We start from the raw sequence: 26228 nt of genomic DNA on the forward strand, positions 1-26228 counted from the left end.
CCGCCCTCCTCGCCCCGGCAGTGCACCGGGCGCCGCCCCAGGGGACGACTCCCTTGCGTCGCCCGTCCTTGTGCCGGTCATGGTAGCCGCACCCCGCCTGTCGCCACACCCTGTCACCGCGATGTCACTGTGCACGTAGCAGAAACGTAGCGGGAGACCAGAAGGTTCCCCGAATCCCGCACTTCTACACGGCTTCGACCACCGTCAGTTATACGACGTCGGGCGCCCCGTGCCGCCGACTCGGCGCGCACAGCCGGGCTTCCCGGTCGCCGACACCACCCGGCGACACCCATCCCGCTCACTCCTCGCGCATCCACTGCTCCATCACGGAGAGCAGATGGTCGGGATCGACCGGCTTGGTGACGTAGTCGGACGCGCCGGACTCGATGGCCTTCTCCCGATCGCCCTTCATCGCCTTCGCCGTGAGCGCGATGATCGGCAGCCCGGCGAACTGCGGCATCCGGCGAATCGCCGTCGTCGTGGCGTAGCCGTCCATCTCGGGCATCATGATGTCCATCAGGACGACCGTCACGTCGTCGTGCTGCTCCAGCACCTCGATGCCCTCACGGCCGTTCTCGGCGTACAGCACCGACAGGCCGTGCTGCTCCAGGACGCTGGTGAGCGCGAACACGTTGCGGATGTCGTCGTCGACGATCAGCACCTTCTCGCCCTCGAACCGGATGCCTCGGCGCGGCTGCGCCGCCTCCTGCTGGCCGCCGGCCGCCCACTGCTCCTGAGAGGCACCCGCGGCCCCGTTCGGCCCCGGCAGCCCCGGGCGCTGCTCGGTCGCGGGCAGCGCCCTGCGGCGCCGCCTGAAGAGCGCGGCGGGCCCGTTCTGCGTCTCCTGATACGACTTCACCTCGGCCGGCGTCTCGATGCCGGCCCCGGACAGCTCCGCCTCCGAGGCGAGCAGTTCCCCGGCCTCCAGGGCGGGCGCGAGCTGCCCGTAGCCCTGCGGGGGCAGTTCGCTCGGGTGCAGCGGCAAATACAGCGTGAACGTCGAACCGCGTCCCGGCTCACTCTGGGCGTGGATCTCACCGCCCAGCAGACGCGCGATCTCCCGGGAGATGGACAGCCCCAGACCCGTACCGCCGTACTTCCTGCTCGTCGTGCCGTCCGCCTGCTTGAAGGCCTCGAAAATCACCCGCATCTTGCTGGCGGCGATCCCGATGCCGGTGTCGGTCACCGAGAACGCGATCAGACCGGCGTCCGCGTCCCGCAGCGAACCCGCCTCCAGGAGCTGCTCCCGGATCGCCACCGGGACATCCGCGCCGGCGGGCCGGATCACCAATTCGACCGCTCCGGAGTCGGTGAACTTCACCGCGTTGGAGAGCAGGTTGCGCAGCACCTGAAGGAGGCGCTGCTCGTCGGTGTGCAGCGTGGCGGGCAGTTCCGGCGACACCCGGACGGAGAAGTCGAGGCCCTTCTCCGCGGTCAGCGGACGGAAAGTGGCCTCTACGTAGTCGACGAGTTGGACCAGCGCGATGCGGGTCGGCGACACGTCCATCTTGCCCGCCTCGACCTTCGACAGATCGAGGATGTCGTTGATCAGCTGGAGCAGGTCGGAACCCGCTCCGTGGATCGTTTCCGCGAACTCGACCTGCTTGGGAGTCAGGTTCGACTCGGCGTTGTCGGCGAGCAACTTCGCGAGGATCAGCAGGGAGTTGAGCGGCGTCCGCAGCTCGTGCGACATGTTCGCCAAGAACTCGCTCTTGTAGCGCATGGAGACCGCGAGCTGCTCGGCACGCTCCTCCAGGACCTGCCGCGCCTCCTCGATCTCGGTGTTCTTGACCTCGATGTCGCGGTTCTGCTGAGCGAGCTGTTCGGCCTTCTCCTCCAGCTGGGCGTTGGAGTCCTGGAGGGCCTTCTGCCGGTTCTCCAACTCCGCCGACCGCTCCTGGAGTTGCTCGGTCAGCTCCTGCGACTGCTTGAGCAGCACCTCCGTCTTGGTGTTGACGGAGATGGTGTTGACGCTCGTCGCGATCATCTCGGCGATCTGGTTCAGGAAGTCCTTCTGGATCTGCGTGAACGGCGTGAAGGACGCCAGCTCGATCACACCCAGTACGGTCCCCTCGAAGAGCACCGGAAGCACGATCACCTGCGCCGGGGGCGCCTCGCCGAGCCCGGACGAGATCTTCAGATAGCCGCTCGGCGCGTTCTCCACCAGGATCGTGCGCTTCTCCTGCGCGGCCGTCCCGATCAGCGCCTCACCGGGCCGGAACGACGTCGGCATGGAGCCCATCGAGTAGCCGTACGAGCCGAGCATGCGCAGCTCGTACGCGTCCTCGTCGTTGCCCGCCTCCTTGCCGTCGACCAGCGGCATGGAGAGGAAGAACGCGCCGTGCTGGGCGGAGACCACCGGCGTCAGCTCACTCATGATCAGCGAGGCCACGTCGTCGAGGTCACGGCGCCCCTGCATCAGCGCGGAGATACGGGCGAGGTTGCCCTTGAGCCAGTCCTGCTCCTTGTTGGCGATGGTGGTGTCGCGCAGGTTGGCGATCATCTTGTTGATGTAGTCCTGAAGTTCCTGGATCTCGCCCGAGGCGTCCACGTCGATCTTCAGGTTCAGGTCGCCGCGGGTCACCGCGGTCGCCACGCGCGCGATGGCACGCACCTGCCGGGTCAGGTTCCCGGCCATCTCGTTCACCGACTCGGTGAGGTCGCGCCAGGTGCCGCCGACGTCACGCACGCGTGCCTGGCCGCCCAGTTGCCCCTCCGTACCCACCTCGCGGGCGACTCGGGTGACCTCCTCCGCGAAGGACGACAGCTGGTCGACCATCGTGTTGATGGTGGTCTTCAGCTCCAGGATCTCGCCGCGCGCGTCGATGTCGATCTTCTTGGTGAGGTCGCCCTTGGCGATGGCCGTGGTGACCATCGCGATGTTGCGCACCTGGCCGGTCAGGTTGGACGCCATCCCGTTCACGGACTCCGTGAGGTCCTTCCACGTACCGGCCACACCCGGGACGTGCGCCTGCCCGCCGAGGATGCCGTCCGTGCCCACCTCGCGGGCCACCTTGGTGACCTGGTCGGCGAACGAACTCAGCGTCTTCACCATGGTGTTGAAGGTGTCGGCGAGCTGTGCGACCTCGCCGCGCGCCTCGATCGTCACCGTACGGGTCAGATCGCCGTTGGCGACGGCGGCGGCGACCTGGGAGATGTTGCGCACCTGCATGGTCAGGTTGTTGGCCATCAGGTTGACGTTGTCGGTGAGGTCCTTCCAGATGCCCGTGACGCCCGACGCGTGCGCCTGGCCGCCCAGGATGCCCTCGGTGCCCACCTCGCGGGCCACCCGGGTCACCTGCTCGGCGAAGGACGACAGCTGGTCCACCATCGTGTTCACGGTGGTGACGAGTTCGAGGATCTCGCCCTTGGCGTCGACGGTGATCTTCTTCGACAGGTCTCCCATGGCGACCGCCGTCGTGACCTCGGCGATGTTACGGACCTGGATGGTCAGGTTGTTCGCCATGAAGTTCACGGACTGCGTGAGGTCCTTCCAGGTGCCGGAGACACCCTGCACCTCGGCCTGACCGCCGAGCATGCCCTCCGTGCCCACCTCGCGGGCCACCCGCGTCACCTGCTCGGCGAAGTTCGAGAGCTGGTCCACCATCGTGTTGAGGGTGTTCTTCAGCTCCAGGATCTCGCCGCGCGCGTCCACGTCGATCTTCTGCGACAGGTCACCCCGCGCCACCGCGGTCGCGACCTGCGCGATGTTGCGCACCTGGGCGGTGAGGTTGCCGGCCATGCCGTTCACGGAGTCCGTCAGGTCGCGCCACACACCGGCGACGCCGGGCACCTGCGCCTGACCGCCGAGACGGCCCTCCGTACCCACCTCACGGGCCACCCGCGTCACCTGGTCCGCGAAGGCGGAGAGCTGGTCGACCATCGTGTTGATGGTGTTCTTCAGCTCCAGGATCTCGCCGCGCGCGTCCACGTCGATCTTCTGCGACAGGTCACCCCGCGCCACCGCCGTGGTGACCTGGGCGATCTGCCGTACCTGCGAGGTCAGGTTCCCCGCCATGAAGTTGACGGAGTCGGTGAGTTCCTTCCACGTACCGGACACGCCGTCCACGCGGGCCTGACCGCCGAGGCGGCCCTCCGTGCCCACGTCCCGGGCCATCCGCGTCACCTGGTCGGCGAACGAGGACAGCTGGTCCACCATCGTGTTCACGGTGTTCTTCAGCTGGAGCATCTCTCCGGAGACGTCGACCGTCACCTTCTGAGAGAGGTCACCGTTCGCGACCGCCGTCGTCACCTGCGCGATGTTGCGGACCTGACCCGTCAGGTTCCGGAACGCCGTGTTGACGGAGTCGGTGAGATCCTTCCACGTACCGGCCACACCCGGCACCTGTGCCTGGCCGCCCAGTTCACCCTCGACACCGACCTCGCGCGCCACGCGCGTGACCTCGACACCGAACGACGACAACTGGTCGACCATCGTGTTGACGGTGTTCTTCAGCTCCAGCATCTCGCCGGCCACGTCGACGGTGACCTTCTGCGACAGATCACCGTTGGCCACCGCCGTCGTCACCGCGGCGATGTCCCGCACCTGGGTCGTGAGGTTCCGGAACACCGTGTTGACGGAGTCCGTCAGGTCCTTCCACGTCCCCGCCGCGCCCGGCACGTTCGCCTGACCGCCGAGCCGCCCCTCGCCACCGACCTCGTTGGCCACACGCGTGACCTCGTCCGCGAACGTCCGCAGCGTCTCGGTCATCTGGTTGATCGTCTCGGCGAGCTGCGCGACCTCTCCGCGCGCGGAGACGGTCACCTTCTGCGACAGGTCACCGCTCGCGACCGCCGTCGTCACCTGCGCGATCCCGCGCACCTGGGCCGTAAGGTTGCCGGCCATCAGGTTCACCGAATCGGTGAGGTCCTTCCACACACCGGCCACACCGGGCACCTGCGCCTGGCCGCCGAGCTCGCCCTCGGTGCCCACCTCGCGGGCGACTCGCGTCACCTCGGAGGAGAACGACGACAGCTGGTCCACCATCGTGTTGACGGTGTTCTTCAGCTCCAGCATCTCGCCGGCCACATGAACCGTGACCTTCCGGGACAAGTCGCCCTTCGCGACCGCCGTCGTCACGAGAGCGATGTCACGTACCTGAGCCGTCAGCCGGTACGCCATGGTGTTGACCGAATCCGTGAGGTCCTTCCACGAACCGGACATCCCGCGCACCCGGGCCTGCCCGCCCAGCTTGCCCTCGGTGCCCACCTCACTGGCCACCCGCGTGACCTCGTCGGTGAACGTCGACAGCTGGTCGACCAGGTTGTTGACCGTCCGTCCGACCTTCAGGAACTCCCCGCGCAGCGGATGCCCGTTGCCGTCCGCCGCCTGCGCCCGCAGCTCCATACGCGGCGACAGATCACCCTCCGCCACCGCGGACAGCACCCGGCCGACCTCGGAGACCGGTCGTACGAGGTCGTCGACGAGCGCGTTCGACGCGTCGATCGCGGCACCCCAGGAACCCTCGCAGGCGCCCGACTCCAGCCGTTCCGTGAGCTTTCCCTCACGTCCGACCACCCGCCGCACCCGCGACAGCTCACCCGTCAGATGCAGATTCCGGTCCGCCACCTCGTTGAAGACAGCCGCGATCTCCGACATCACGCCATCACCGGAGACCGTGAGGCGCTTGCGGAAATTTCCGTCCCGCATCGACACCAGGGCCGTCAACAGCCTGTTCAGGGCAGCCGTATCCACCTCGGTGGTGCCATTGCGTGGTGTGCGCCGGTTGTTCAGGGACTGTCCGTCTTCTGCGCGCGTCTTACCGCCCCGCGTCGCTGCGCCAGACTCCACTGTGTCCCTCCCGCAAGGGTCGACCATTACTGCTCGGCGTACTCGGGTACTGCTTGCTCGGGTACTACTGCTCATGCTCAGGTACTACTTGCTCGGCGAACCGGCAGGCACTCGGCCTGTCCGACCTTCTCACTGGAGCTTGCCCAGTGTTTCACCCCGGCTGAACCAGGCCATAACAGTTCGGCAGCTTCGCACATCGTCCGCACACCGCCCGGAGGCAGGCACAGTCTCCTCAGGACGGAAACACAGGCACCTGTCCGAACGGAAACTCTGCCCCTCTCCCGACGGAAACACTGGTGACCGGCATCCGCATGGACGGCGAAGGTAAGTAACCTTGCATGCGGCTGTCCAGCCACACCGGTTTGTCCGGCCTGGGCGGTGGCACAAGAACGAGCGGGCAGGCATCGGAGGGGCACCGCACCATGACCACCGGACTGCATCCTGGGGGACAGCCCCAGGATCCTCGGCCGACGGGGAACCAGGCACTGCCCCGGCAGGAGCGGGTCGGCCACGGAGCCCCGCACGCCGACAACCGGACGAGGAGTGCTGTGATCACCGCGCGCGCGGCCGCCAGTTTCGATCCCGTCGGGCGATCGGTCGCGACCGCCAGATCCTTCGTTCGCGACACCCTCCAAGGCTGGGGCTTCGCCGACATCGTCGACGACGCAGTCGTCCTGACCAGCGAACTCGTCACCAACGCTGTCGTGCATGCGGGCACCTCCGCGGACGTCCTGTGTCTGCGCAGCGACGGAGGCGTACGCATCGAGGTGGCGGACCGCTACCCGGAACGTGAGATTCCACTCCAGGTGACGGCTGTGAATATGGGCAGCCCCGACCGCGAGGGCGGGCGCGGACTCCAGTTGTGCGCCGCCCTGGCCGGCCGCTGGGGCGTCGACTACTCCCCCACCCACAAGCAGGTCTGGTTCCACCTCGACCTCCCCGATCGCCCGGTCGGCACCCGCACAGCGGGCCCCGCACTCCCCGCCGACCTCCTTCCGCTCGCCGACGGCCGCGTCCGCGTCGCGGTGATCCAGATCGACCGCGTCGGCGCCATCTCGGCGTGGAACGAGGACGCGGAGGACCTCTTCGGGTACGCCGCCGAGCAGGTCATCGGCAAGCCCCTCACCGACCTCGCGGCGTGGCCCCACACCCCGGGCACCAGCACCGGCATCGTCGAGGCCCTCCAACTCTCGCGCTGGGAGGGCAGTTACGGGCTCCGGGGCGCGAGCGGCCGCGTGACCCCGGTCTACGCCTCCCACCTCCGCGTCCGTGACACCGGTGGCGAACCCTCCACGGTCTGCCTCCTCGTACGCGACCATGAACGCGCCGTCCTGCAGACCCCGTTGCGGGTGTCGGCCACCGACACGACGACCAGCTCCGAGGGCCAGGCCACGGACCCCTTCGAGGTCTTCATCGGCTCCCCCGCCCCGGACGACCTGGACGGCCTCCTCCAGCGCACGGTGGAGCGCGCCCGCGACATGCTCGACGGCGACTCCGCCTTCCTGCTCCTTGCGACCGACGACGAGACGGAGTTGGAGGTACGAGCCTCGACGGGCCTGCCCTCCGCCCGCCAGCGCTTCGCCCGTGTCCCCGTCGAGGCGGGCCCCGGCCGTTACGGCTCGGCCCGTATGCCCGCCGTCCACGAGGACCTGACGGTCGTCCCCGGCGCCGTACCGCTGCTGGCCGGCACCGGCATGCGCTCGGTCGTCACGGTCCCGCTGAAGGTCGAGGGCCGCCTCACCGGCTCCCTCGGTGTCGCGGCCGAGGGACCCGCCCGCTACTCCAACGAGGAGGCCCTGCGCCTCCAGTTCGCCGCCGACCGCATCGCGCTCGCGGTGGAATCGGCCCGCCTGGGCGAGCTGGAACGCCTGCGCCGCGGCTCGCTGAGCTTCCTCGTCGAGGCCTCCGACCTCCTCGCCGGCACCCTGGACCGCGACCAGACACTCGCCCTCATGGCCCAGATGACGGTCCCGACCCTCGCCACCTGGTGCGCGGTCTACACGATCGCCGACCAGGCCTCGGACCCGTACCTCTCGTACGTCCTGCACGAGGACGAGGAACGCATCGACGGCCTCAAGGCCCTGCTCTCGAAGATCGCTCCGCCGGACCCGGTCCCCACCCCCGGCGCCCGCGTCTGGGCGGCCCCGGGCGAGGCGGCCCACCAGGCGGCCCTGCGCACCTCCATGCGCAGCCTGGGCCTCGGCGAGCCCGCCTCGGTCACCTCCGGCATCGGTACGACCCTGGCGACGGCCGCGGCGGTCGGCGGGGAGACCGTCGTCCTGCCCCTGGTGGCCCGCAACCGCGTCATCGGCATGCTGACGCTCGGCAAGCCCTCCGACGAACACTTCCGCCAGGAAATCCTGGAACTGGCCGAGGACCTGTCCCGCAGGGCCGCTCTGGCCCTCGACAACGCCCGCCTGTACTCGGAGCGCACGGCCATCAGCCAGTCCCTCCAGCGCAGCCTCCTGCCGCCCGACCTGCCGCACATCGACGGCGTCGAGGTCGAGGTCATCTACCGCGCGGCCGGCGAGGGCAACGAGGTCGGCGGCGACTTCTACGACCTCTTCCCGATTCGTGACGGCGTCTACGGCTTCGCCATCGGCGACGTCTGCGGTACGGGTCCGGAGGCGGCGGCGGTCACGGGCCTCGCCCGGCACGCCCTGCGCCTCCTGGCCCGCGAGGGCTTCGGCGGCCCTGCGGTCCTGGAGCGCCTGAACTCCGCGATCCTGGACGAGGGCGCCCGCAGCCGCTTCCTGACCCTGCTGTACGGCGAGTTGTGGCCCCAGGAGGACGGCAGCGCCATGCTGAAGGTGGTCTGCGCGGGCCACCCGCTCCCGCTCCGCCTGCGCCAGGACGGCACCGTCGAGGCGGCCGCCGAACCGCAGCCCCTCCTCGGCGTCATGGAGGACCTGGAGCTGTACGAGCAGACCATCACCCTCGACCCGGGCGACGTACTGTTGTGCGTGACGGACGGCGTCACCGAACGCCGCGAGGGCACCCGCATGTTGGGCGACGACGGCCTCACGGACGTCCTCACCACGTGCACGGGCCTCACGGCGGGAGCGGTGGCCGCCCGCGTCATGCGCGCGGTCGAACGCTTCGCCTCCGACGCCCCGTCCGACGACATGGCGATTCTGGCGATGCGGGTGCCGGGCCTCCAGCGGGACTGAGGTCGGGCCCGGCTCCGGGGAGCCGCCTCCGGGATATGAGAAAGGCCCCCGCCCGTAAGGGCGGAGGCCTTTTCTGCTGGAGCCCCCCAACGGAATCGAACCGTTGACCTTCTCCTTACCATGGAGACGCTCTGCCGACTGAGCTAGGGGGGCCAGTCGCCTTTTCGAGGTTTCCCTCGCGGCAACAAAATAGATCATACCCCGAACAGGAGCGTGCTCCCAACCAGTCCCGCCGGATCAGAAGGCCGGCTGCAGCAATCCCCCGAGCGCATTGCACGCGGAGACGATCCGCTGCATCTCCCGCCTCGTCAACGACGCGTCCACGGGCAGCGCGAGGGTCTCGTCGGCGGCCCGCTCCGTCTCCGGAAGGTGCACGTCCCGGCGGAACCCGGGCAGCCGGTGCACAGGCGTCTTCACCGGAACCCGGCACTCAACCCCCTTGGCCCGTACGGCCCGCGCGAAGGCGTCCCGGTCCGGCCGGCCATTGCCGGGCACGCGCACGACGTACTGCTGATATGTGTGCCCGTCGCCGCCGTCCGGCGTACGCACTCCGCTCAGCCGCCCGTCGAGATAGGCGGCCCGCTCCCTGCGCTGCGCGATCTCGTCGTACGGCGCCTCGGACTCGCCCAGTTCCAGCACCAGGAGCCCGCGTCGCTGCCCGACGTCCCGCAGCCGCGCCATGTCGGCCGACCGACCGAAGCGGTGTACGACGACTATGGCGGTCGACCGCGGGGTCACGGCCGCCTCGACAGCGCCGGCCTCGAGGCAGTACGTCACCGGGTCTATGTCGGCGAAGACGGCCGACGCACCGACCTGGGTCGCGGCCTCCGCGACCTCGACGTTCCCGAACGCCGGCACGATGACCTCGTCGCCGACTCCGACGCCCGCGGCCCTGAGCATTGCAGCAGTACCCATGCCGCGGATGCTTGTCGCGCAAAGTGAACGCAAAGTGTCGGACAACAAAAAAGAGCTGGTCCCCGAACCGAAGTTCGGGGACCAGCTCCTTTAATATGAGTTCGGCGGCGTCCTACTCTCCCACAGGGTCCCCCCTGCAGTACCATCGGCGCTGTGAGGCTTAGCTTCCGGGTTCGGAATGTAACCGGGCGTTTCCCTCACGCTATGACCACCGAAACACTATGAAACTGTCACTACCGCACCATGCCCAGTGGCCCTGGGAATGGGGTTGTTCGTGGTTTCAGAACCAACACAGTGGACGCGAGCAACTGAGGACAAGCCCTCGGCCTATTAGTACCGGTCACCTCCAGCGGTTACCCGCCTTCCAGATCCGGCCTATCAACCCAGTCGTCTACTGGGAGCCTTAACCCCTCAAGGGGGTGGGAATACTCATCTCGAAGCAGGCTTCCCGCTTAGATGCTTTCAGCGGTTATCCCTCCCGAACGTAGCCAACCAGCCATGCCCTTGGCAGGACAACTGGCACACCAGAGGTTCGTCCGTCCCGGTCCTCTCGTACTAGGGACAGCCCTTCTCAATATTCCTACGCGCACAGCGGATAGGGACCGAACTGTCTCACGACGTTCTAAACCCAGCTCGCGTACCGCTTTAATGGGCGAACAGCCCAACCCTTGGGACCGACTCCAGCCCCAGGATGCGACGAGCCGACATCGAGGTGCCAAACCATCCCGTCGATATGGACTCTTGGGGAAGATCAGCCTGTTATCCCCGGGGTACCTTTTATCCGTTGAGCGACGGCGCTTCCACAAGCCACCGCCGGATCACTAGTCCCGACTTTCGTCCCTGCTCGACCCGTCGGTCTCACAGTCAAGCTCCCTTGTGCACTTACACTCAACACCTGATTACCAACCAGGCTGAGGGAACCTTTGGGCGCCTCCGTTACTCTTTAGGAGGCAACCGCCCCAGTTAAACTACCCATCAGACACTGTCCCTGATCCGGATCACGGACCCAGGTTAGACATCCAGCACGACCAGAGTGGTATTTCAACGACGACTCCACAACAGCTGGCGCTGCCGCTTCAAAGTCTCCCACCTATCCTACACAAGCCGAACCGAACACCAATATCAAACTGTAGTAAAGGTCCCGGGGTCTTTCCGTCCTGCTGCGCGAAACGAGCATCTTTACTCGTAGTGCAATTTCACCGGGCCTATGGTTGAGACAGTCGAGAAGTCGTTACGCCATTCGTGCAGGTCGGAACTTACCCGACAAGGAATTTCGCTACCTTAGGATGGTTATAGTTACCACCGCCGTTTACTGGCGCTTAAGTTCTCAGCTTCGCCACCCCGAAGAGTGACTAACCGGTCCCCTTAACGTTCCAGCACCGGGCAGGCGTCAGTCCGTATACATCGCCTTACGGCTTCGCACGGACCTGTGTTTTTAGTAAACAGTCGCTTCTCGCTGGTCTCTGCGGCCACCCCCAGCTCAGAGTGCAAGACTCATCACCGGTGATGGCCCCCCTTCTCCCGAAGTTACGGGGGCATTTTGCCGAGTTCCTTAACCATAGTTCACCCGAACGCCTCGGTATTCTCTACCTGACCACCTGAGTCGGTTTAGGGTACGGGCCGCCATGAAACTCGCTAGAGGCTTTTCTCGACAGCATAGGATCATCCACTTCACCACAATCGGCTCGGCATCAGGTCTCAGACTATGTGCCAGGCGGATTTACCTACCTGACGTCCTACACCCTTACCCCGGGACAACCACCGCCCGGGATGGACTACCTTCCTGCGTCACCCCATCACTCACCTACTGCAGGTCTGGTCCGTCGGCTCCACCACTCCCCTTTGCCCGAAGGCTCCGGGGCGGCTTCACGGACTTAGCATCGCCTGGTTCAATGTTTGACGCTTCACAGCGGGTACCGGAATATCAACCGGTTATCCATCGACTACGCCTGTCGGCCTCGCCTTAGGTCCCGACTTACCCTGGGCAGATCAGCTTGACCCAGGAACCCTTAGTCAATCGGCGCACACGTTTCTCACGTGTGTATCGCTACTCATGCCTGCATTCTCACTCGTGAACCGTCCACCACTGCCTTCCGGCGCGGCTTCACCCGGCACACGACGCTCCCCTACCCATCACAGCCGCCGTTGGGCGTATTGCTGCAATGACACGACTTCGGCGGTACGCTTGAGCCCCGCTACATTGTCGGCGCGGAATCACTAGACCAGTGAGCTATTACGCACTCTTTCAAGGGTGGCTGCTTCTAAGCCAACCTCCTGGTTGTCTCTGCGACTCCACATCCTTTCCCACTTAGCGTACGCTTAGGGGCCTTAGTCGATGCTCTGGGCTGTTTCCCTCTCGACCATGGAGCTTATCCCCCACAGTCTCACTGCCGCGCTCTCACTTACCGGCATTCGGAGTTTGGCTAAGGTCAGTAACCCGGTAGGGCCCATCGCCTATCCAGTGCTCTACCTCCGGCAAGAAACACACGACGCTGCACCTAAATGCATTTCGGGGAGAACCAGCTATCACGGAGTTTGATTGGCCTTTCACCCCTAACCACAGGTCATCCCCCAGGTTTTCAACCCTGGTGGGTTCGGTCCTCCACGACCTCTTACAGCCGCTTCAACCTGCCCATGGCTAGATCACTCCGCTTCGGGTCTTGAGCGCGCTACTATGTCGCCCTATTCGGACTCGCTTTCGCTACGGCTTCCCCACACGGGTTAACCTCGCAACACACCGCAAACTCGCAGGCTCATTCTTCAAAAGGCACGCAGTCACGACGCACTGAGTAAACTCAATGCGCGACGCTCCCACGGCTTGTAGGCACACGGTTTCAGGTACTATTTCACTCCGCTCCCGCGGTACTTTTCACCATTCCCTCACGGTACTATCCGCTATCGGTCACCAGGGAATATTTAGGCTTAGCGGGTGGTCCCGCCAGATTCACACGGGATTTCTCGGGCCCCGTGCTACTTGGGTGTTTCTCAAACGAGCCGTTGACGTTTCGACTACGGGGGTCTTACCCTCTACGCCGGACCTTTCGCATGTCCTTCGCCTACATCAACGGTTTCTGACTCGTCTCACGGCCGGCAGACCGTGAAAGAGAAATCCCACAACCCCACATACGCAACCCCTGCCGGGTCTCACACGCATATGGTTTGGCCTCATCCAGTTTCGCTCGCCACTACTCCCGGAATCACGGTTGTTTTCTCTTCCTGCGGGTACTGAGATGTTTCACTTCCCCGCGTTCCCTCCACTTGCCCTATGTGTTCAGGCAAGGGTGACAGCCCATGACGACTGCCGGGTTTCCCCATTCGGAAACCCCCGGATCAAAGCCTGGTTGACGACTCCCCGGGGACTATCGTGGCCTCCCACGTCCTTCATCGGTTCCTGGTGCCAAGGCATCCACCGTGCGCCCTTAAAAACTTGGCCACAGATGCTCGCGTCCACTGTGCAGTTCTCAAACAACGACCAACCACCCATCACCCCCGGTTACCACCGGAGTTCACTGGGGCCGGCACTGAAGGCAGCCAACAATCGGCCGTACCCTCAGACACCCAACAGCGTGCCCGACACCCCCGCCACTCATGATCAGCTTTCCACGCCCCGAAGAGCAGTACTCACAGCCTGAGATGACTGAAGATGCCGAATAATCAACGTTCCACCCATGAGCAACCACCGTCGAACGTGTGCCGACGTAATGGCCCTGGACCACCAAGCAAGCTTGGCGGCCTAGATGCTCCTTAGAAAGGAGGTGATCCAGCCGCACCTTCCGGTACGGCTACCTTGTTACGACTTCGTCCCAATCGCCAGTCCCACCTTCGACAGCTCCCTCCCACAAGGGGTTGGGCCACCGGCTTCGGGTGTTACCGACTTTCGTGACGTGACGGGCGGTGTGTACAAGGCCCGGGAACGTATTCACCGCAGCAATGCTGATCTGCGATTACTAGCAACTCCGACTTCATGGGGTCGAGTTGCAGACCCCAATCCGAACTGAGACAGGCTTTTTGAGATTCGCTCCGCCTCACGGCTTCGCAGCTCATTGTACCTGCCATTGTAGCACGTGTGCAGCCCAAGACATAAGGGGCATGATGACTTGACGTCGTCCCCACCTTCCTCCGAGTTGACCCCGGCAGTCTCCTGTGAGTCCCCATCACCCCGAAGGGCATGCTGGCAACACAGAACAAGGGTTGCGCTCGTTGCGGGACTTAACCCAACATCTCACGACACGAGCTGACGACAGCCATGCACCACCTGTACACCGACCACAAGGGGGCGACCATCTCTGGCCGTTTCCGGTGTATGTCAAGCCTTGGTAAGGTTCTTCGCGTTGCGTCGAATTAAGCCACATGCTCCGCTGCTTGTGCGGGCCCCCGTCAATTCCTTTGAGTTTTAGCCTTGCGGCCGTACTCCCCAGGCGGGGAACTTAATGCGTTAGCTGCGGCACCGACGACGTGGAATGTCGCCAACACCTAGTTCCCACCGTTTACGGCGTGGACTACCAGGGTATCTAATCCTGTTCGCTCCCCACGCTTTCGCTCCTCAGCGTCAGTAATGGCCCAGAGATCCGCCTTCGCCACCGGTGTTCCTCCTGATATCTGCGCATTTCACCGCTACACCAGGAATTCCGATCTCCCCTACCACACTCTAGCTAGCCCGTATCGAATGCAGACCCGGGGTTAAGCCCCGGGCTTTCACACCCGACGTGACAAGCCGCCTACGAGCTCTTTACGCCCAATAATTCCGGACAACGCTTGCGCCCTACGTATTACCGCGGCTGCTGGCACGTAGTTAGCCGGCGCTTCTTCTGCAGGTACCGTCACTTTCGCTTCTTCCCTGCTGAAAGAGGTTTACAACCCGAAGGCCGTCATCCCTCACGCGGCGTCGCTGCATCAGGCTTTCGCCCATTGTGCAATATTCCCCACTGCTGCCTCCCGTAGGAGTCTGGGCCGTGTCTCAGTCCCAGTGTGGCCGGTCGCCCTCTCAGGCCGGCTACCCGTCGTCGCCTTGGTGAGCCACTACCTCACCAACAAGCTGATAGGCCGCGGGCTCATCCTTCACCGCCGGAGCTTTTAACCCACCCGGATGCCCGGGCAGGTGTTATCCGGTATTAGACCCCGTTTCCAGGGCTTGTCCCAGAGTGAAGGGCAGATTGCCCACGTGTTACTCACCCGTTCGCCACTAATCCACCCCGAAGGGCTTCATCGTTCGACTTGCATGTGTTAAGCACGCCGCCAGCGTTCGTCCTGAGCCAGGATCAAACTCTCCGTGAATGTTTTCCCGTAATCGGGACGACACCACGAGAGCGGAACCAAGGAGAGGAATAATCCCCTCGGTTCACAGCGTCCTCGCTGTGCGCCTACCGGACAGTGCCCGGCAGGACTTTTTCAAAGGAACCTCGTCCCAGCCGATCGGCCGGAGACGGGGTATCAACATATCTGGCGTTGATTTTTGGCACGCTGTTGAGTTCTCAAGGAACGGACGCTTCCTTTGTACTCACCCTCTCGGGCTTTCCTCCGGGCGCTTCCCTTCGGTCTTGCTGTCTTGCTTTGTTCTTGCGTTTCCGACTCTATCAGACCGTTTCCCGATCCGATTTCCTCGGTGCTTTCCAGGTTCCCGCTCTCGCGTTTCCCTTTCCGGCGGTTCCGACTTTATCAGAGATTCTGAGTCAGAATTTCCGTCCCGCTCGGGATGGTTCCTGGCACACGGTCGTGCCGGGTTCCCGTTCAGGCGGAGCCGTAAACGTACTGGAGCGGGGCGCCCCGATGCAAATCGAGGGGCCCCGCTCCGGAGTTGGCGCGTGCGAGGGGTCAGACCTCGACGACGACGGGCAGGATCATCGGGCGGCGGCGGTAGTTGTCCGAGACCCACTTGCCCAGCGTGCGGCGGATGAGTTGCTGCATCTGGTGGGGCTCGACCACGCCGTCCTGGGCCGAGCGCTCCAGGACTTCCGTGACCTTCGGGATGACGTCCGCGAAGGCGGAGTCGTCGATGCCCGAACCACGCGCGTGGACGTGGGGGCCGGCGGTGATCTTGCCCGTACTCGAGTCGATCACCACGAAGACCGAGATGATGCCCTCGTCTCCGAGGATCTTGCGGTCCTTGAGCGCCGGCTCGCCCACGTCACCGACCGAGAGGCCGTCGACGTACACGTAACCCGCCTGGACCTTGCCGGAGATCTTGGCCTTGCCCTCGATGAGGTCGACGACGATTCCGTCCTCGGCGATCACGATGCGGTCGTGCGGGATGCCGGTGAGGGCGCCGAGCTCGGCGTTGGCGCGCAGGTGGCGCCATTCACCGTGGACCGGCATCAGGTTCCGCGGCTTGCAGATGTTGTAGAAGTACAGCAGCTCGCCCGCGGAGGCGTGGCCGGAGACGTGCACCTTGGCGTTGCCCTTGTGGACGACGTTGGCGCCCCAGCGAGTGAGACCGTTGATGACGCGGTAGACCGCGTTCTCGTTGCCCGGGATGAGCGACGAGGCCAGGATCACCGTGTCGCCCTGGACGATCCGGATCTGGTGGTCCCGGTTGGCCATCCTCGACAGGGCCGCCATCGGCTCGCCCTGCGAGCCCGTGCACACGAGGACGATCTCGTGGTCCGGGAGGTCGTCGAGCGTCTTGACGTCCACCACGAGGCCCGGCGGGACCTTCAGATAGCCCAGGTCGCGTGCGATGCCCATGTTGCGGACCATCGAGCGGCCGACGAAGGCGACCCGGCGGCCGTACTCGTGGGCCGCGTCCAGGATCTGCTGAATGCGGTGAACGTGGCTGGCGAAGCTCGCCACGATGATCCGCTTGCGGGCGCTGGCGAAGACCGTGCGCAGCGCGTTCGAGATGTCGCGCTCGGGCGGGACGAAGCCCGGAACCTCGGCGTTCGTGGAGTCGGAGAGGAGAAGGTCGATGCCTTCCTCGCTCAGACGTGCGAACGCGTGCAGGTCGGTGAGGCGGTTGTCCAGCGGGAGCTGGTCCATCTTGAAGTCGCCGGTGTGGACGACCATGCCCGCAGGGGTGCGGATGGCGACTGCGAGGGCGTCCGGGATGGAGTGGTTGACCGCCACGAACTCGCAGTCGAACGGGCCGATGCGCTCGCGGTGGCCCTCCGCGACTTCGAGGGTGTACGGGCGGATGCGGTGCTCCTGGAGCTTCGCCTCGATGAGGGCGAGGGTCAGCTTGGAGCCGATCAGCGGAATGTCCGGCTTCTCGCGCAGGAGGAACGGGACAGCGCCGATGTGGTCCTCGTGGCCATGTGTGAGGACGATGCCCTCGATGTCGTCGAGGCGGTCCCTGATGGACGTGAAGTCCGGCAGGATCAGGTCGATTCCGGGCTGCTCCTCCTCGGGGAAGAGCACTCCGCAGTCGACGATCAGCAGTCGGCCGTCGTACTCGAAGACCGTCATGTTCCGGCCGATTTCGCCAAGGCCACCGAGCGGGGTGACCCGCAGACCTCCCTGGGGGAGCTTCGGCGGCGGGCCAAGTTCAGGATGCGGATGACTCAAAAGACTCTCCTCACCACACGCGCCACGTACCTGGCAAGGCACGTGGCGCGCATGACGTTCGTGCAGTAGCAGTTGTCTGTGTGGGGTGCAGGCCCCTGGCCTGCGTTGTCGTGCATATTCAGTTGTGAAGTCTGTATTTAGAGTTCTACCCCGCCGGCGGCAAGATCGATCTTGAGCTGGGCGGTCTCCTCGGGCGACAGCTCGACCATCGGGGCGCGCAGCGGTCCGGCGGGCAGGCCCTGGAGGGCGAGCGCGGCCTTCGTCGTCATGACGCCCTGGGTGCGGAACATGCCGGTGAAGACGGGGAGCAGTTTCTGGTGGATCTCGGTGGCCTTCTGCACGTCTCCCGAGACGTACGCGTCCAGCATGGACCGCAGCTCCGGGGTGACGACGTGGCCGACGACGGAGACGAAGCCGACCGCGCCCACGGAGAGCAGCGGGAGGTTCAGCATGTCGTCGCCGGAGTACCAGGCGAGTCCGGAGCGGGCGATGGCCCAGCTGGCTCGGCCGAGGTCTCCCTTGGCGTCCTTGTTCGCGACGATACGCGGGTGCTCGGCCAGCCGCACGAGCGTTTCGGTGCTGATCGGTACGCCGCTGCGGCCGGGGATGTCGTACAGCATCACGGGCAGCTCGGTCGCGTCGGCGATGGCCGAGAAGTGACGGTACAGGCCCTCCTGTGGGGGCTTGTTGTAGTACGGCGTCACGGTCAGCAGGCCGTGCGCGCCGGCCTTCTCGGCGGCGCGGGCGAGCTCGATGCTGTGGTGGGTGTCGTTCGTGCCGACGCCCGCGACGATGTGGGCACGGTCGCCGACCGCCTCGAGTACGGCTCGTACGAGATCCGATTTCTCCACGTCACTGGTGGTCGGTGACTCACCGGTGGTGCCGTTGATGATCAGGCCGTCGTTGCCTGCGTCCACCAGGTGGGTGGCGAGCCGCTGTGCGCCGTCGAGGTCGAGTGCGCCGTCCGCCGTGAAGGGCGTGACCATGGCGGTGAGGACCCGCCCGAAGGGGGTCTGCGGAGTGGAGGTCGGAGCCATGGGTAACACGCTACTCGCTGCTCAAGGCGTGGTCTGCCCTCGGGGGACACAACAAAGCGTGACAAATGCGGAGCCCGGCACTGCCTGCTCGGGGGTTCAAGCAGTGCCGGGTCCGTTTGATCAGGCTAGATGAACTTCTCGAAATGCCGCAATACGGACACCTCGCTCGGTTGATCCGCACATCTGTGCCGAACGGCGCGCGGGAGCGCGTTACGGCGCCACGCGCCCGTTGGCATTGAAGGCCGCGTAGGTGAGCGGCATGAGCTTGGCCCACTCCGCCTCCATCTTCTCGCCGACCATCTCGATCTCCCGCTGCGGGAAGGACGGGACCTTGGCGAGCTCGTGCTGGGTGCGCAGACCGAGGAAGTGCATCAGGGAGCGTGCGTTGCAGGTGGCGTACATCGAGGAGAAGAGGCCGACGGGGAGGACGGCGCGGGCCACCTCGCGGGCCACACCGGCGGCCAGCATCTCCTGGTACGCCTCGTACGCCTGTCGGTAGGAGTCCTCCATCACGCGGCCCGTGAGCTCCTGCTGCGCCTGGGTGCCCTCGACGAAGACGTACTTGCCGGGGCGGCCCTCCTGGACCAGCTTGCGGGACTCGTCCGGGACGTAGAAGACCGGCTCGAGCTCCCTGTACCTGCCCGACTCCTCGTTGTACGACCAGCCCACGCGGTGCCGCATGAACTCGCGGAAGACGAAGATCGGGGCGCTGATGAAGAAGGTCATCGAGTTGTGCTCGAAGGGGCTGCCGTGCCGGTCCCGCATCAGGTAGTTCAGCAGGCCCTTGGAGCGCTCCGGGTCCTTCTGGAGCTCGTCGAGGGACTGCTCACCGAGGGTCGAGACGCGGGCGGCGAACAGCACGTCCGAGTCGGACGCGGTGTGCTTGACCAGCTCGACGGTGACATCGCTGCGGAAACTGGGCTTGAGGTCGTCGGCGGGGGTGTCGGTCACGGTGCGGAGGGTCCTTCCCATCACATCTCTCGGGCGGCGCCCACTCTACGGGCCGCCACTGACAACGGGGCGTTCGGTGCCGTGCCGCGACATTCGTCGGCGAACTTCAGCGAATTCGGTGATTCCGGGCACCTCTTGGGGCGTTCGCTCGTCTGTATCGGTGACAGCGATTCGTTCGAGCCTCCAGAGGAGAAGCAACCCCCATGTTCCGTCGGCGCGAGCCCGTACCGTTCGCCTTCATCGCAGAAGCCGACCAGTTCCGCAGCAATGTCGCTCCCCCACCCCGCCGACGCTCGTCGGCCGGCGAGATATTCGGCCGCTGGCTCCTGGGCCTCACCGTGGTCGCCGGGCTGGTGGGCGCGCTGATCGTCGGGATGCCGGCCCTGTCGCTCGACCAGTCGTCCGCGACGACCCAGCATTCCGAAGCCTCCAACGGCCGCTGACCCTCCCCCGCTGCCCAGAGGGCATGGGGGCACCCCCATGGCCCCCCAAGGGTGGTGAGCGGGGACCCCGCTCGATAGCCTCACCGGGCACAGCCCATGCGTGGATTGAGTGAGGATCAGTCGTGCCCCTGCCCTTCCTGACGGCGGACCGTGACTTTGACGAGGTGGCGGACGAACTCGCCCTGCCCTTCGACGACCGCGGCCGCTGGCGGCGCCCCTACCGGCCCGGGCCGTGGCGGGTGGCCCTCGCCGCGCTCGTGCTGCTGCTCGCGTCCTACGTGCTCGTCGCGGCCGTGCTCGTCGCGCTCACGGGGAGCCGCTCCGCCGCCCTGCTCTGCTTCGGTGGCTCCGTGCTCGTCATCCTGAGCGCGTTGCGGCTGCTGCGGATGGGCGTCTGGGTGAGTGCGCGGGGGCTGCGCCGCGTGGGCTTCCTGAGCACGAGTACGGCGTCCTGGGAGCAGGTCGTCGCCGTACGCACCGTCCAGCAGCCGGTGCGCTGGCTCGGGCTGCCGCGCACCGTGCAGGGACAGGCGCTGATCCTCGTACGAAAGGGTCGTGCGGCGGACAGCCTGCCGCCGCTGCTCACCTCGCACAACTCCGACTTCCTGGCGCGCACGGAGGCCTTCGACCGAGCGGCGGACGCCGTCGAGGTGTGGGCCGACGAGTACCGGCGGGATTGAGCCCCAGCGGTCGTAGCAAGGCGACGTGGTAGGCCGCCGCAGCAGGGCGAAGGGGCCGGTCCGCACTCCGCGGGCCGGCCCCTTCGACGTCCTTCTCCGCCGTGCCGCTCGTCGCACTTCTCGTGTGCGCCGTGGCTCTCAGGCCTCGGCGGGGGGCCTGCCCTCGCGCAGGGCGATCGCCCGCTGCATCGCCTTGCGGGCGCGCGGGGTGTCGCGGGCGTCGTGGTAGGCGACCGCGAGACGGAACCAGCTGCGCCAGTCGTCCGGGGCGTCCTCGGTCTCGGCCTTGCGCCTGGCGAAGACCTCGTCGGCCGAGTCACGGTCGATACGGCCGCCTGGGGTGCGCTTCAACTCGTCCACGGGCAGGCCGCCCTCGGCGTCGAGCTCGGCGGCGAGCCGGTTGGCCTTGCGGACGAACTGGGTGTTCTTCCACAGGAACCAGATGCCGATGACCGGCAGGATCAGCACCGCGACACCGAAGGTGACGGTGATCAGGGTGCCGTTCTCGATGAGCAGCACGCCTCGGCTGCCGACCAGGACGAAATAGACGACCAGGACGGCTGCCGTGACGGCGTAGGTGATCTTCGCACGCATGTCTGCCGGCTATCTGTTGTACGTCCCTCGGCTCAGCCGAGGTCCAGGAAGTGTTCCAGGCCGAAGGTGAGGCCCGGGGCGGTCACCACGCGGCGGACGCCGAGCAAAATGCCCGGCATGAAGCTGCTGTGGTGGAGGGAGTCGTGGCGGATGGTGAGGGTCTCGCCCTCGCCACCGAGCAGGACCTCCTGGTGGGCGAGGAGCCCGCGCAGGCGGACCGCGTGCACCGGGACGCCGTCGACGTTCGCGCCGCGGGCGCCGTCCAGGGCAGTCGCCGTGGCGTCCGGCTGCGGGGCGCTGCCCGCGCGCTCCCGGGCCGCGGCGATGAGCTGGGCGGTGCGCGTGGCGGTGCCGCTGGGGGCGTCCACCTTGTTCGGGTGGTGCAGCTCGACGACCTCGACGGACTCGAAGTACGGCGCGGCGACCTCGGCGAACTTCATGGTCAGTACGGCCCCGATGGAGAAGTTGGGCGCGATGAGCACGCCCGTCTCCGGGGACGCGGTCAGTGCGGTGTTGAGCTGCGCGAGCCGCTCGTCGGTCCAGCCGGTCGTGCCGACCACGGCGTGGATGCCGTGCCGGATGCAGAAGTCGAGGTTGGCCATCACCGAGGCCGGGGTCGTCAGTTCGACCACCACCTGGGTGCCGCTGGCGACCAGCGCCTCCAGCCCGTCGCCGCGGCCCAGCGCGGCCACCAGCTCCAGGTCCTCGGCGGCCTCGACGGCTCGTACCGCCTCGGCCCCGATCCGGCCCTTGGCACCGAGGACCGCCACGCGCAGCTTGCTCATTGCTTCGTTCCTTACCGAGACGGGAATTACGCGACCGCGTCGTGCAGACGGGAGGCCTGCTTGTCCTTGAGCGGGCCGATGACAGACAGCGAGGGCCGCTGTCCCAGGATGTCGCGGGCGACCGAACGGACCTCGTCCGGGGTGACCGACGCTATCCGGACCAGCATGTCGTCGACGGACATCTGCTCGCCCCAGCACAGCTCGCTCTTGCCGATACGGTTCATCAGCGCGCCGGTGTCCTCCAGGCCGAGGACGGTGGAGCCCTGGAGCTGACCGATGGCGCGCCCGATCTCGTCGTCCGAGAGGCCGTGCTCGGCGACGTGGTCGAGTTCGTCGCGGCAGATCTTGAGCACGTCGTGGACCTGGCTCGGCCTGCAGCCCGCGTACACGCCGAAGAGGCCGCAGTCGGCGAAGCCCGAGGTGTACGAGTACACGCTGTAGGCCAGGCCGCGCTTCTCGCGGACCTCCTGGAAGAGGCGGGAGGACATGCCACCGCCCAGGGCGGTGTTCAGGACGCCCAGGGCCCAGCGGCGCTCGTCGGTGCGGGCGAGGCCCGGCATGCCGAGGACGACGTGGGCCTGCTCGGTCTTGCGGCCGAGGAGCTCGACGCGGCCCGCGGTGCGAATGGCACGGCGGCCGTCGCGCGGGGCGATCGGCTCGGCGGCGCTCTCCTTGAGGGCGCCGGCCTTCTCGAAAGCGGCGCGGACCTGGCGTACGACCTTGTTGTGGTCGACGTTGCCCGCGCAGGCGACCACGAGGTGCGTCGGGTCGTAGTGCTTCTTGTAGAAGCGGCGGATGCGGTCGGCGCCGAGCGCGTTGACCGTGTCGACCGTGCCGAGGACCGGGCGGCCGAGGGGGGTGTCGCCGAGCATGGTGTGCGCGAACAGGTCGTGCACACAGTCGCCCGGGTCGTCCTCGGTCATCGCGATCTCTTCGAGGATCACACCGCGCTCGGCGTCCACGTCGCCCTGCTCGATCAGCGAGCCGGTGAGCATGTCGCACACGACGTCGATGGCGAGCGGGAGGTCGGTGTCGAGCACGCGCGCGTAGTAGCACGTGTACTCCTTGGCCGTGAACGCGTTCATCTCGCCGCCGACCGCGTCGATGGCGGAGGAGATGTCCAGGGCGCTGCGCCGGGAGGTGCCCTTGAAGAGCAGGTGCTCCAGGTAGTGCGTGGCGCCGTTCAGCGTCGGCGTCTCGTCGCGGGAGCCGACGTGCGCCCAGATCCCGAAGGTGGCCGAGCGTACGGAGGGGAGGGTCTCGGTGACGATGCGCAGGCCGCCGGGGAGGGTGGTCTTACGGACCGTACCGATGCCGTTCTCGCCCTTGATGAGGGTTTGGGTACGGGCGACGGCCCGCGCCTCCGAAGAGGTGCGGGCCGTCGCCGTGGAGCTACGAGACGTCACTGGTCGGTGTCGTCCTTCTTGTCGTCGTCGCCTTCGCCCTCGATCACGGGGATGAGGGAGAGCTTGCCGCGGGAGTCGATCTCGGCGATCTCGACCTGGACCTTCTGGCCCACACCGAGGACGTCCTCGACGTTCTCCACGCGCTTGCCGCCGGCGAGCTTGCGGATCTGCGAGATGTGCAGCAGACCGTCCTTGCCCGGGAGCAGCGACACGAACGCGCCGAAGGTCGTCGTCTTCACGACGGTGCCCAGGTAGCGCTCGCCGACCTCCGGCATGGTCGGGTTGGCGATGCCGTTGATCGTGGCACGGGCGGCCTCGGCGGCCGGGCCGTCGGCGGCACCGATGTAGATGGTGCCGTCGTCCTCGATCGTGATCTCGGCGCCGGTGTCCTCCTGGATCTGGTTGATCATCTTGCCCTTGGGGCCGATGACCTCACCGATCTTGTCCACGGGGATCTTGACGGTGATGATCCGCGGGGCGTTCGGGGACATCTCGTCCGGCGTGTCGATCGCTTCCATCATCACGTCGAGGATGTGGAGGCGGGCGTCACGGGCCTGCTTGAGGGCCGCGGCCAGGACGGAGGCCGGGATGCCGTCCAGCTTGGTGTCGAGCTGGAGGGCGGTCACGAACTCCTTGGTGCCGGCGACCTTGAAGTCCATGTCGCCGAAGGCGTCCTCCGCACCGAGGATGTCGGTGAGGGCGACGTAGTGCGTCTGGCCCTCGATCTCCTGGGAGATCAGACCCATGGCGATACCGGCGACGGGGGCCTTCAGCGGCACACCGGCGTTCAGCAGCGACATGGTGGAGGCGCAGACCGAGCCCATGGAGGTCGAGCCGTTGGAGCCGAGGGCCTCGGACACCTGACGGATCGCGTAGGGGAACTCCTCGCGGGTCGGCAGGACCGGCACGATCGCGCGCTCGGCGAGCGCGCCGTGGCCGATCTCGCGGCGCTTCGGGGAGCCCACGCGGCCCGTCTCACCGACGGAGTACGGCGGGAAGTTGTAGTTGTGCATGTAGCGCTTGCGGGTCACCGGGGAGAGGGTGTCCAGCTGCTGCTCCATGCGGAGCATGTTGAGGGTGGTGACGCCCAGGATCTGGGTCTCGCCACGCTCGAACAGCGCCGAGCCGTGCACGCGCGGGATGGCCTCGACCTCGGCGGCGAGCGTACGGATGTCCGTGACGCCGCGGCCGTCGATACGGACCTTGTCCTTGATGACGCGCTCGCGGACCAGCTTCTTGGTCAGCGCGCGGTACGCGGCGGAGATCTCCTTCTCGCGACCCTCGAACTGCGGGAGCAGCTTCTCGGCGGCGATCTCCTTGACGCGGTCCAGCTCGGCCTCGCGGTCCTGCTTGCCGGCGATGGTGAGCGCCTGGGCGAGCTCGCTCTTGACCGCGGCGGTCAGGGCCTCGAGGACGTCGTCCTCGTAGTCGAGGAAGATCGGGAACTCGGCGGTCGGCTTCGCGGCCTTCGCGGCGAGGTCCGACTGCGCCTTGCACAGGACCTTGATGAAGGGCTTCGCGGCGTCGAGGCCGGAGGCCACGACCTCCTCGGTCGGCGCCTCGGCGCCACCCTTGACCAGCTGGATGGTCTTGTCAGTGGCCTCGGCCTCGACCATCATGATCGCGACGTCGCCGTCCTCCAGGACGCGACCGGCGACGACCATGTCGAAGACGGCGTCCTCGAGCTCGGTGTGCGTCGGGAACGCGACCCACTGGCCGTTGATCAGCGCGACGCGGACGCCGCCGACCGGCCCGGAGAAGGGCAGACCGGCCAGCTGTGTGGACGCGGAGGCGGCGTTGATCGCCACGACGTCGTACAGGTGGTCGGGGTTGAGGGCCATGATCGTGGCGACGACCTGGATCTCGTTGCGCAGGCCCTTCTTGAAGGACGGGCGCAGCGGGCGGTCGATCAGACGGCAGGTGAGGACGGCGTCCTCGGAGGGACGGCCTTCGCGGCGGAAGAAGCTGCCGGGGATCTTGCCGGCGGCGTACATCCGCTCCTCGACGTCCACCGTGAGGGGGAAGAAGTCGAGATTGTCCTTGGGCTTCTTGGAAGCACTGGTGGCCGACAGCACCATGGTGTCGTCGTCCAGGTACGCCACGGCGGAGCCGGCGGCCTGCTTGGCCAGGCGGCCCGTCTCGAAGCGGATGGTGCGGGTGCCGAAGGAACCGTTGTCGATAACGGCCTCGGCGTAGTGGGTCTCGTTCTCCACTAGCGTTTTCTCCTCGTCTTCGTCCCGTCCTGCCCGTGTGGCAGGGGGACGGTGGCGGAGAGGCGCTCCGTCTGGTGCGGGCCGGTCTTCGATCGAAGCACCCGGGATCTCATTCCCCGGGGGCCACTACCGAGGACCGGCGGCGGTGCGGTGCGCGTCTCCTCGTTCGTTGACGTGACGGTCCCTACCCGGCGGGTACGGAGTCATCACGCTGTGTCGTACGTGCTGTGTCCTGCGTATTGCGTTGTGCTACCACACTACAAAGCGTCGGTGACACTCCGCACGTACAGAGACGTACGGCAGTGCTTGCGGCAATGCTCACGGCAGCGGCACGTACAGCAAAAGGAGCGGCTCCCAAGAGGTGGGAACCGCTCCCTTCACGGCGTCTTACTTGGCGCCCGCCGCACCGCGGCGGATGCCCAGGCGGTCGACCAGCGCACGGAAGCGCTGGATGTCCTTCTTGGCCAGGTACTGCAGCAGCCGGCGGCGCTGACCGACCAGGATCAGCAGACCACGACGGGAGTGGTGGTCGTGCTTGTGGGTCTTGAGGTGCTCGGTCAGGTCCGAGATGCGGCGCGAGAGCATGGCGACCTGGACCTCGGGGGAGCCGGTGTCGCCCTCCTTCTGACCGAACTCGCTGATGATCTGCTTCTTCGTAGCGGCGTCGAGCGACACGCGTACTCCTCGTAGTCTCTGAGTAGCCACCGAGTGCCCCTGGTCCACATCTCAGGGGAGCTTCCGTTACT

13 protein-coding genes, 1 tRNA gene and 3 rRNA genes are annotated in these 26228 nt (G+C 66.4%); 3 read left to right on the plus strand and 14 right to left on the minus strand.

Annotated elements, in window-relative coordinates:
* Positions 1-298: 298 nt before the first annotated feature.
* Positions 299-5791, minus strand: a complete 5493-nt coding sequence (locus SMIR_RS08680; protein WP_212726842.1) for a HAMP domain-containing protein — start codon at positions 5789-5791, stop codon at positions 299-301.
* A gap of 422 nt (positions 5792-6213) precedes the next feature.
* Here SMIR_RS08680 and SMIR_RS08685 point away from each other — a divergent pair, with 422 nt between their 5' ends.
* The gene (locus SMIR_RS08685; protein ID WP_168496266.1) at positions 6214-8961 is read left to right on the plus strand and encodes a SpoIIE family protein phosphatase; all 2748 of its coding nucleotides are present in this window, start codon (positions 6214-6216) and stop codon (positions 8959-8961) included.
* Positions 8962-9038: 77 nt separating this feature from the next.
* On the opposite strand, the gene SMIR_RS08690 is transcribed toward SMIR_RS08685, so the two are convergent.
* The 8 genes from SMIR_RS08690 to thyX form a co-directional block, all read right to left on the minus strand.
* Positions 9039-9114: transfer RNA gene (locus SMIR_RS08690), tRNA-Thr, on the minus strand.
* A gap of 84 nt (positions 9115-9198) precedes the next feature.
* A complete protein-coding gene (locus tag SMIR_RS08695) occupies positions 9199-9861 on the minus strand; it encodes a DegT/DnrJ/EryC1/StrS family aminotransferase (protein WP_212728333.1) in 663 nt (220 codons plus the stop codon).
* Positions 9862-9975: 114 nt separating this feature from the next.
* A 5S ribosomal RNA gene (gene rrf, locus SMIR_RS08700) occupies positions 9976-10092 on the minus strand.
* 94 nt (positions 10093-10186) lie between these two features.
* Positions 10187-13309 (minus strand): 23S ribosomal RNA (locus tag SMIR_RS08705).
* A 315-nt stretch (positions 13310-13624) separates the two neighbouring features.
* Positions 13625-15150 (minus strand): 16S ribosomal RNA (locus tag SMIR_RS08710).
* Together the 16S, 23S and 5S rRNA genes form the textbook arrangement of a ribosomal RNA operon.
* A gap of 537 nt (positions 15151-15687) precedes the next feature.
* Complete coding sequence (locus tag SMIR_RS08715; protein ID WP_168496264.1) at positions 15688-17373, minus strand: ribonuclease J; 1686 nt, start codon at positions 17371-17373, stop codon at positions 15688-15690.
* Between the two features lie 137 nt (positions 17374-17510).
* Complete coding sequence (gene dapA / locus SMIR_RS08720; RefSeq protein WP_168496262.1) at positions 17511-18410, minus strand: 4-hydroxy-tetrahydrodipicolinate synthase; 900 nt, start codon at positions 18408-18410, stop codon at positions 17511-17513.
* 210 nt (positions 18411-18620) lie between these two features.
* The gene (gene thyX / locus SMIR_RS08725) at positions 18621-19361 is read right to left on the minus strand and encodes an FAD-dependent thymidylate synthase (RefSeq protein WP_067371413.1); all 741 of its coding nucleotides are present in this window, start codon (positions 19359-19361) and stop codon (positions 18621-18623) included.
* Positions 19362-19564: 203 nt separating this feature from the next.
* Between thyX and SMIR_RS08730 the strand changes: the two genes are divergently transcribed.
* Both SMIR_RS08730 and SMIR_RS08735 read left to right on the plus strand, forming a co-directional pair.
* Positions 19565-19804, plus strand: a complete 240-nt coding sequence (locus tag SMIR_RS08730) for a hypothetical protein (protein WP_054232800.1) — start codon at positions 19565-19567, stop codon at positions 19802-19804.
* 122 nt (positions 19805-19926) lie between these two features.
* A complete protein-coding gene (locus SMIR_RS08735) occupies positions 19927-20484 on the plus strand; it encodes an SCO5741 family PH domain-containing membrane protein (RefSeq protein WP_168496260.1) in 558 nt (185 codons plus the stop codon).
* A 138-nt stretch (positions 20485-20622) separates the two neighbouring features.
* Here the strand turns inward: SMIR_RS08735 and SMIR_RS08740 are convergent, their stop codons facing one another.
* The 5 genes from SMIR_RS08740 to rpsO form a co-directional block, all read right to left on the minus strand.
* Positions 20623-21078 (minus strand): tetratricopeptide repeat protein, encoded by a 456-nt coding sequence (locus SMIR_RS08740; protein ID WP_168496258.1) that lies wholly within the window; start codon positions 21076-21078, stop codon positions 20623-20625.
* Between the two features lie 32 nt (positions 21079-21110).
* Positions 21111-21863 (minus strand): 4-hydroxy-tetrahydrodipicolinate reductase, encoded by a 753-nt coding sequence (gene dapB / locus SMIR_RS08745; RefSeq protein ID WP_168496256.1) that lies wholly within the window; start codon positions 21861-21863, stop codon positions 21111-21113.
* 26 nt (positions 21864-21889) lie between these two features.
* The gene (locus SMIR_RS08750) at positions 21890-23269 is read right to left on the minus strand and encodes a M16 family metallopeptidase (protein ID WP_168496254.1); all 1380 of its coding nucleotides are present in this window, start codon (positions 23267-23269) and stop codon (positions 21890-21892) included.
* Positions 23266-25482: a polyribonucleotide nucleotidyltransferase gene (locus tag SMIR_RS08755; RefSeq protein ID WP_168496252.1), complete on the minus strand. Its 2217-nt coding sequence runs from the start codon at positions 25480-25482 to the stop codon at positions 23266-23268. The genes SMIR_RS08750 and SMIR_RS08755 overlap by 4 nt, the downstream gene beginning before the upstream one ends.
* 387 nt (positions 25483-25869) lie before the next feature.
* A complete protein-coding gene (gene rpsO / locus SMIR_RS08760; RefSeq protein ID WP_037741887.1) occupies positions 25870-26157 on the minus strand; it encodes a 30S ribosomal protein S15 in 288 nt (95 codons plus the stop codon).
* Positions 26158-26228: the final 71 nt, after the last annotated feature.

The organism is Streptomyces mirabilis, from assembly GCF_018310535.1.
Taxonomy (GTDB): Bacteria; Actinomycetota; Actinomycetes; order Streptomycetales; family Streptomycetaceae; genus Streptomyces.

Coding starts and splice junctions, on each gene's coding strand:
- dapB (WP_168496256.1), bottom strand. CDS start 21,863: ATGAGCAAGCTGCGCGTGGCGGTCCTCGGTGCCAAGGGCCGGATCGGG.
- SMIR_RS08740 (WP_168496258.1), bottom strand. CDS start 21,078: ATGCGTGCGAAGATCACCTACGCCGTCACGGCAGCCGTCCTGGTCGTC.
- SMIR_RS08695 (WP_212728333.1), bottom strand. CDS start 9,861: ATGCTCAGGGCCGCGGGCGTCGGAGTCGGCGACGAGGTCATCGTGCCG.
- SMIR_RS08685 (WP_168496266.1), top strand. CDS start 6,214: ATGACCACCGGACTGCATCCTGGGGGACAGCCCCAGGATCCTCGGCCG.
- dapA (WP_168496262.1), bottom strand. CDS start 18,410: ATGGCTCCGACCTCCACTCCGCAGACCCCCTTCGGGCGGGTCCTCACC.
- SMIR_RS08730 (WP_054232800.1), top strand. CDS start 19,565: ATGTTCCGTCGGCGCGAGCCCGTACCGTTCGCCTTCATCGCAGAAGCC.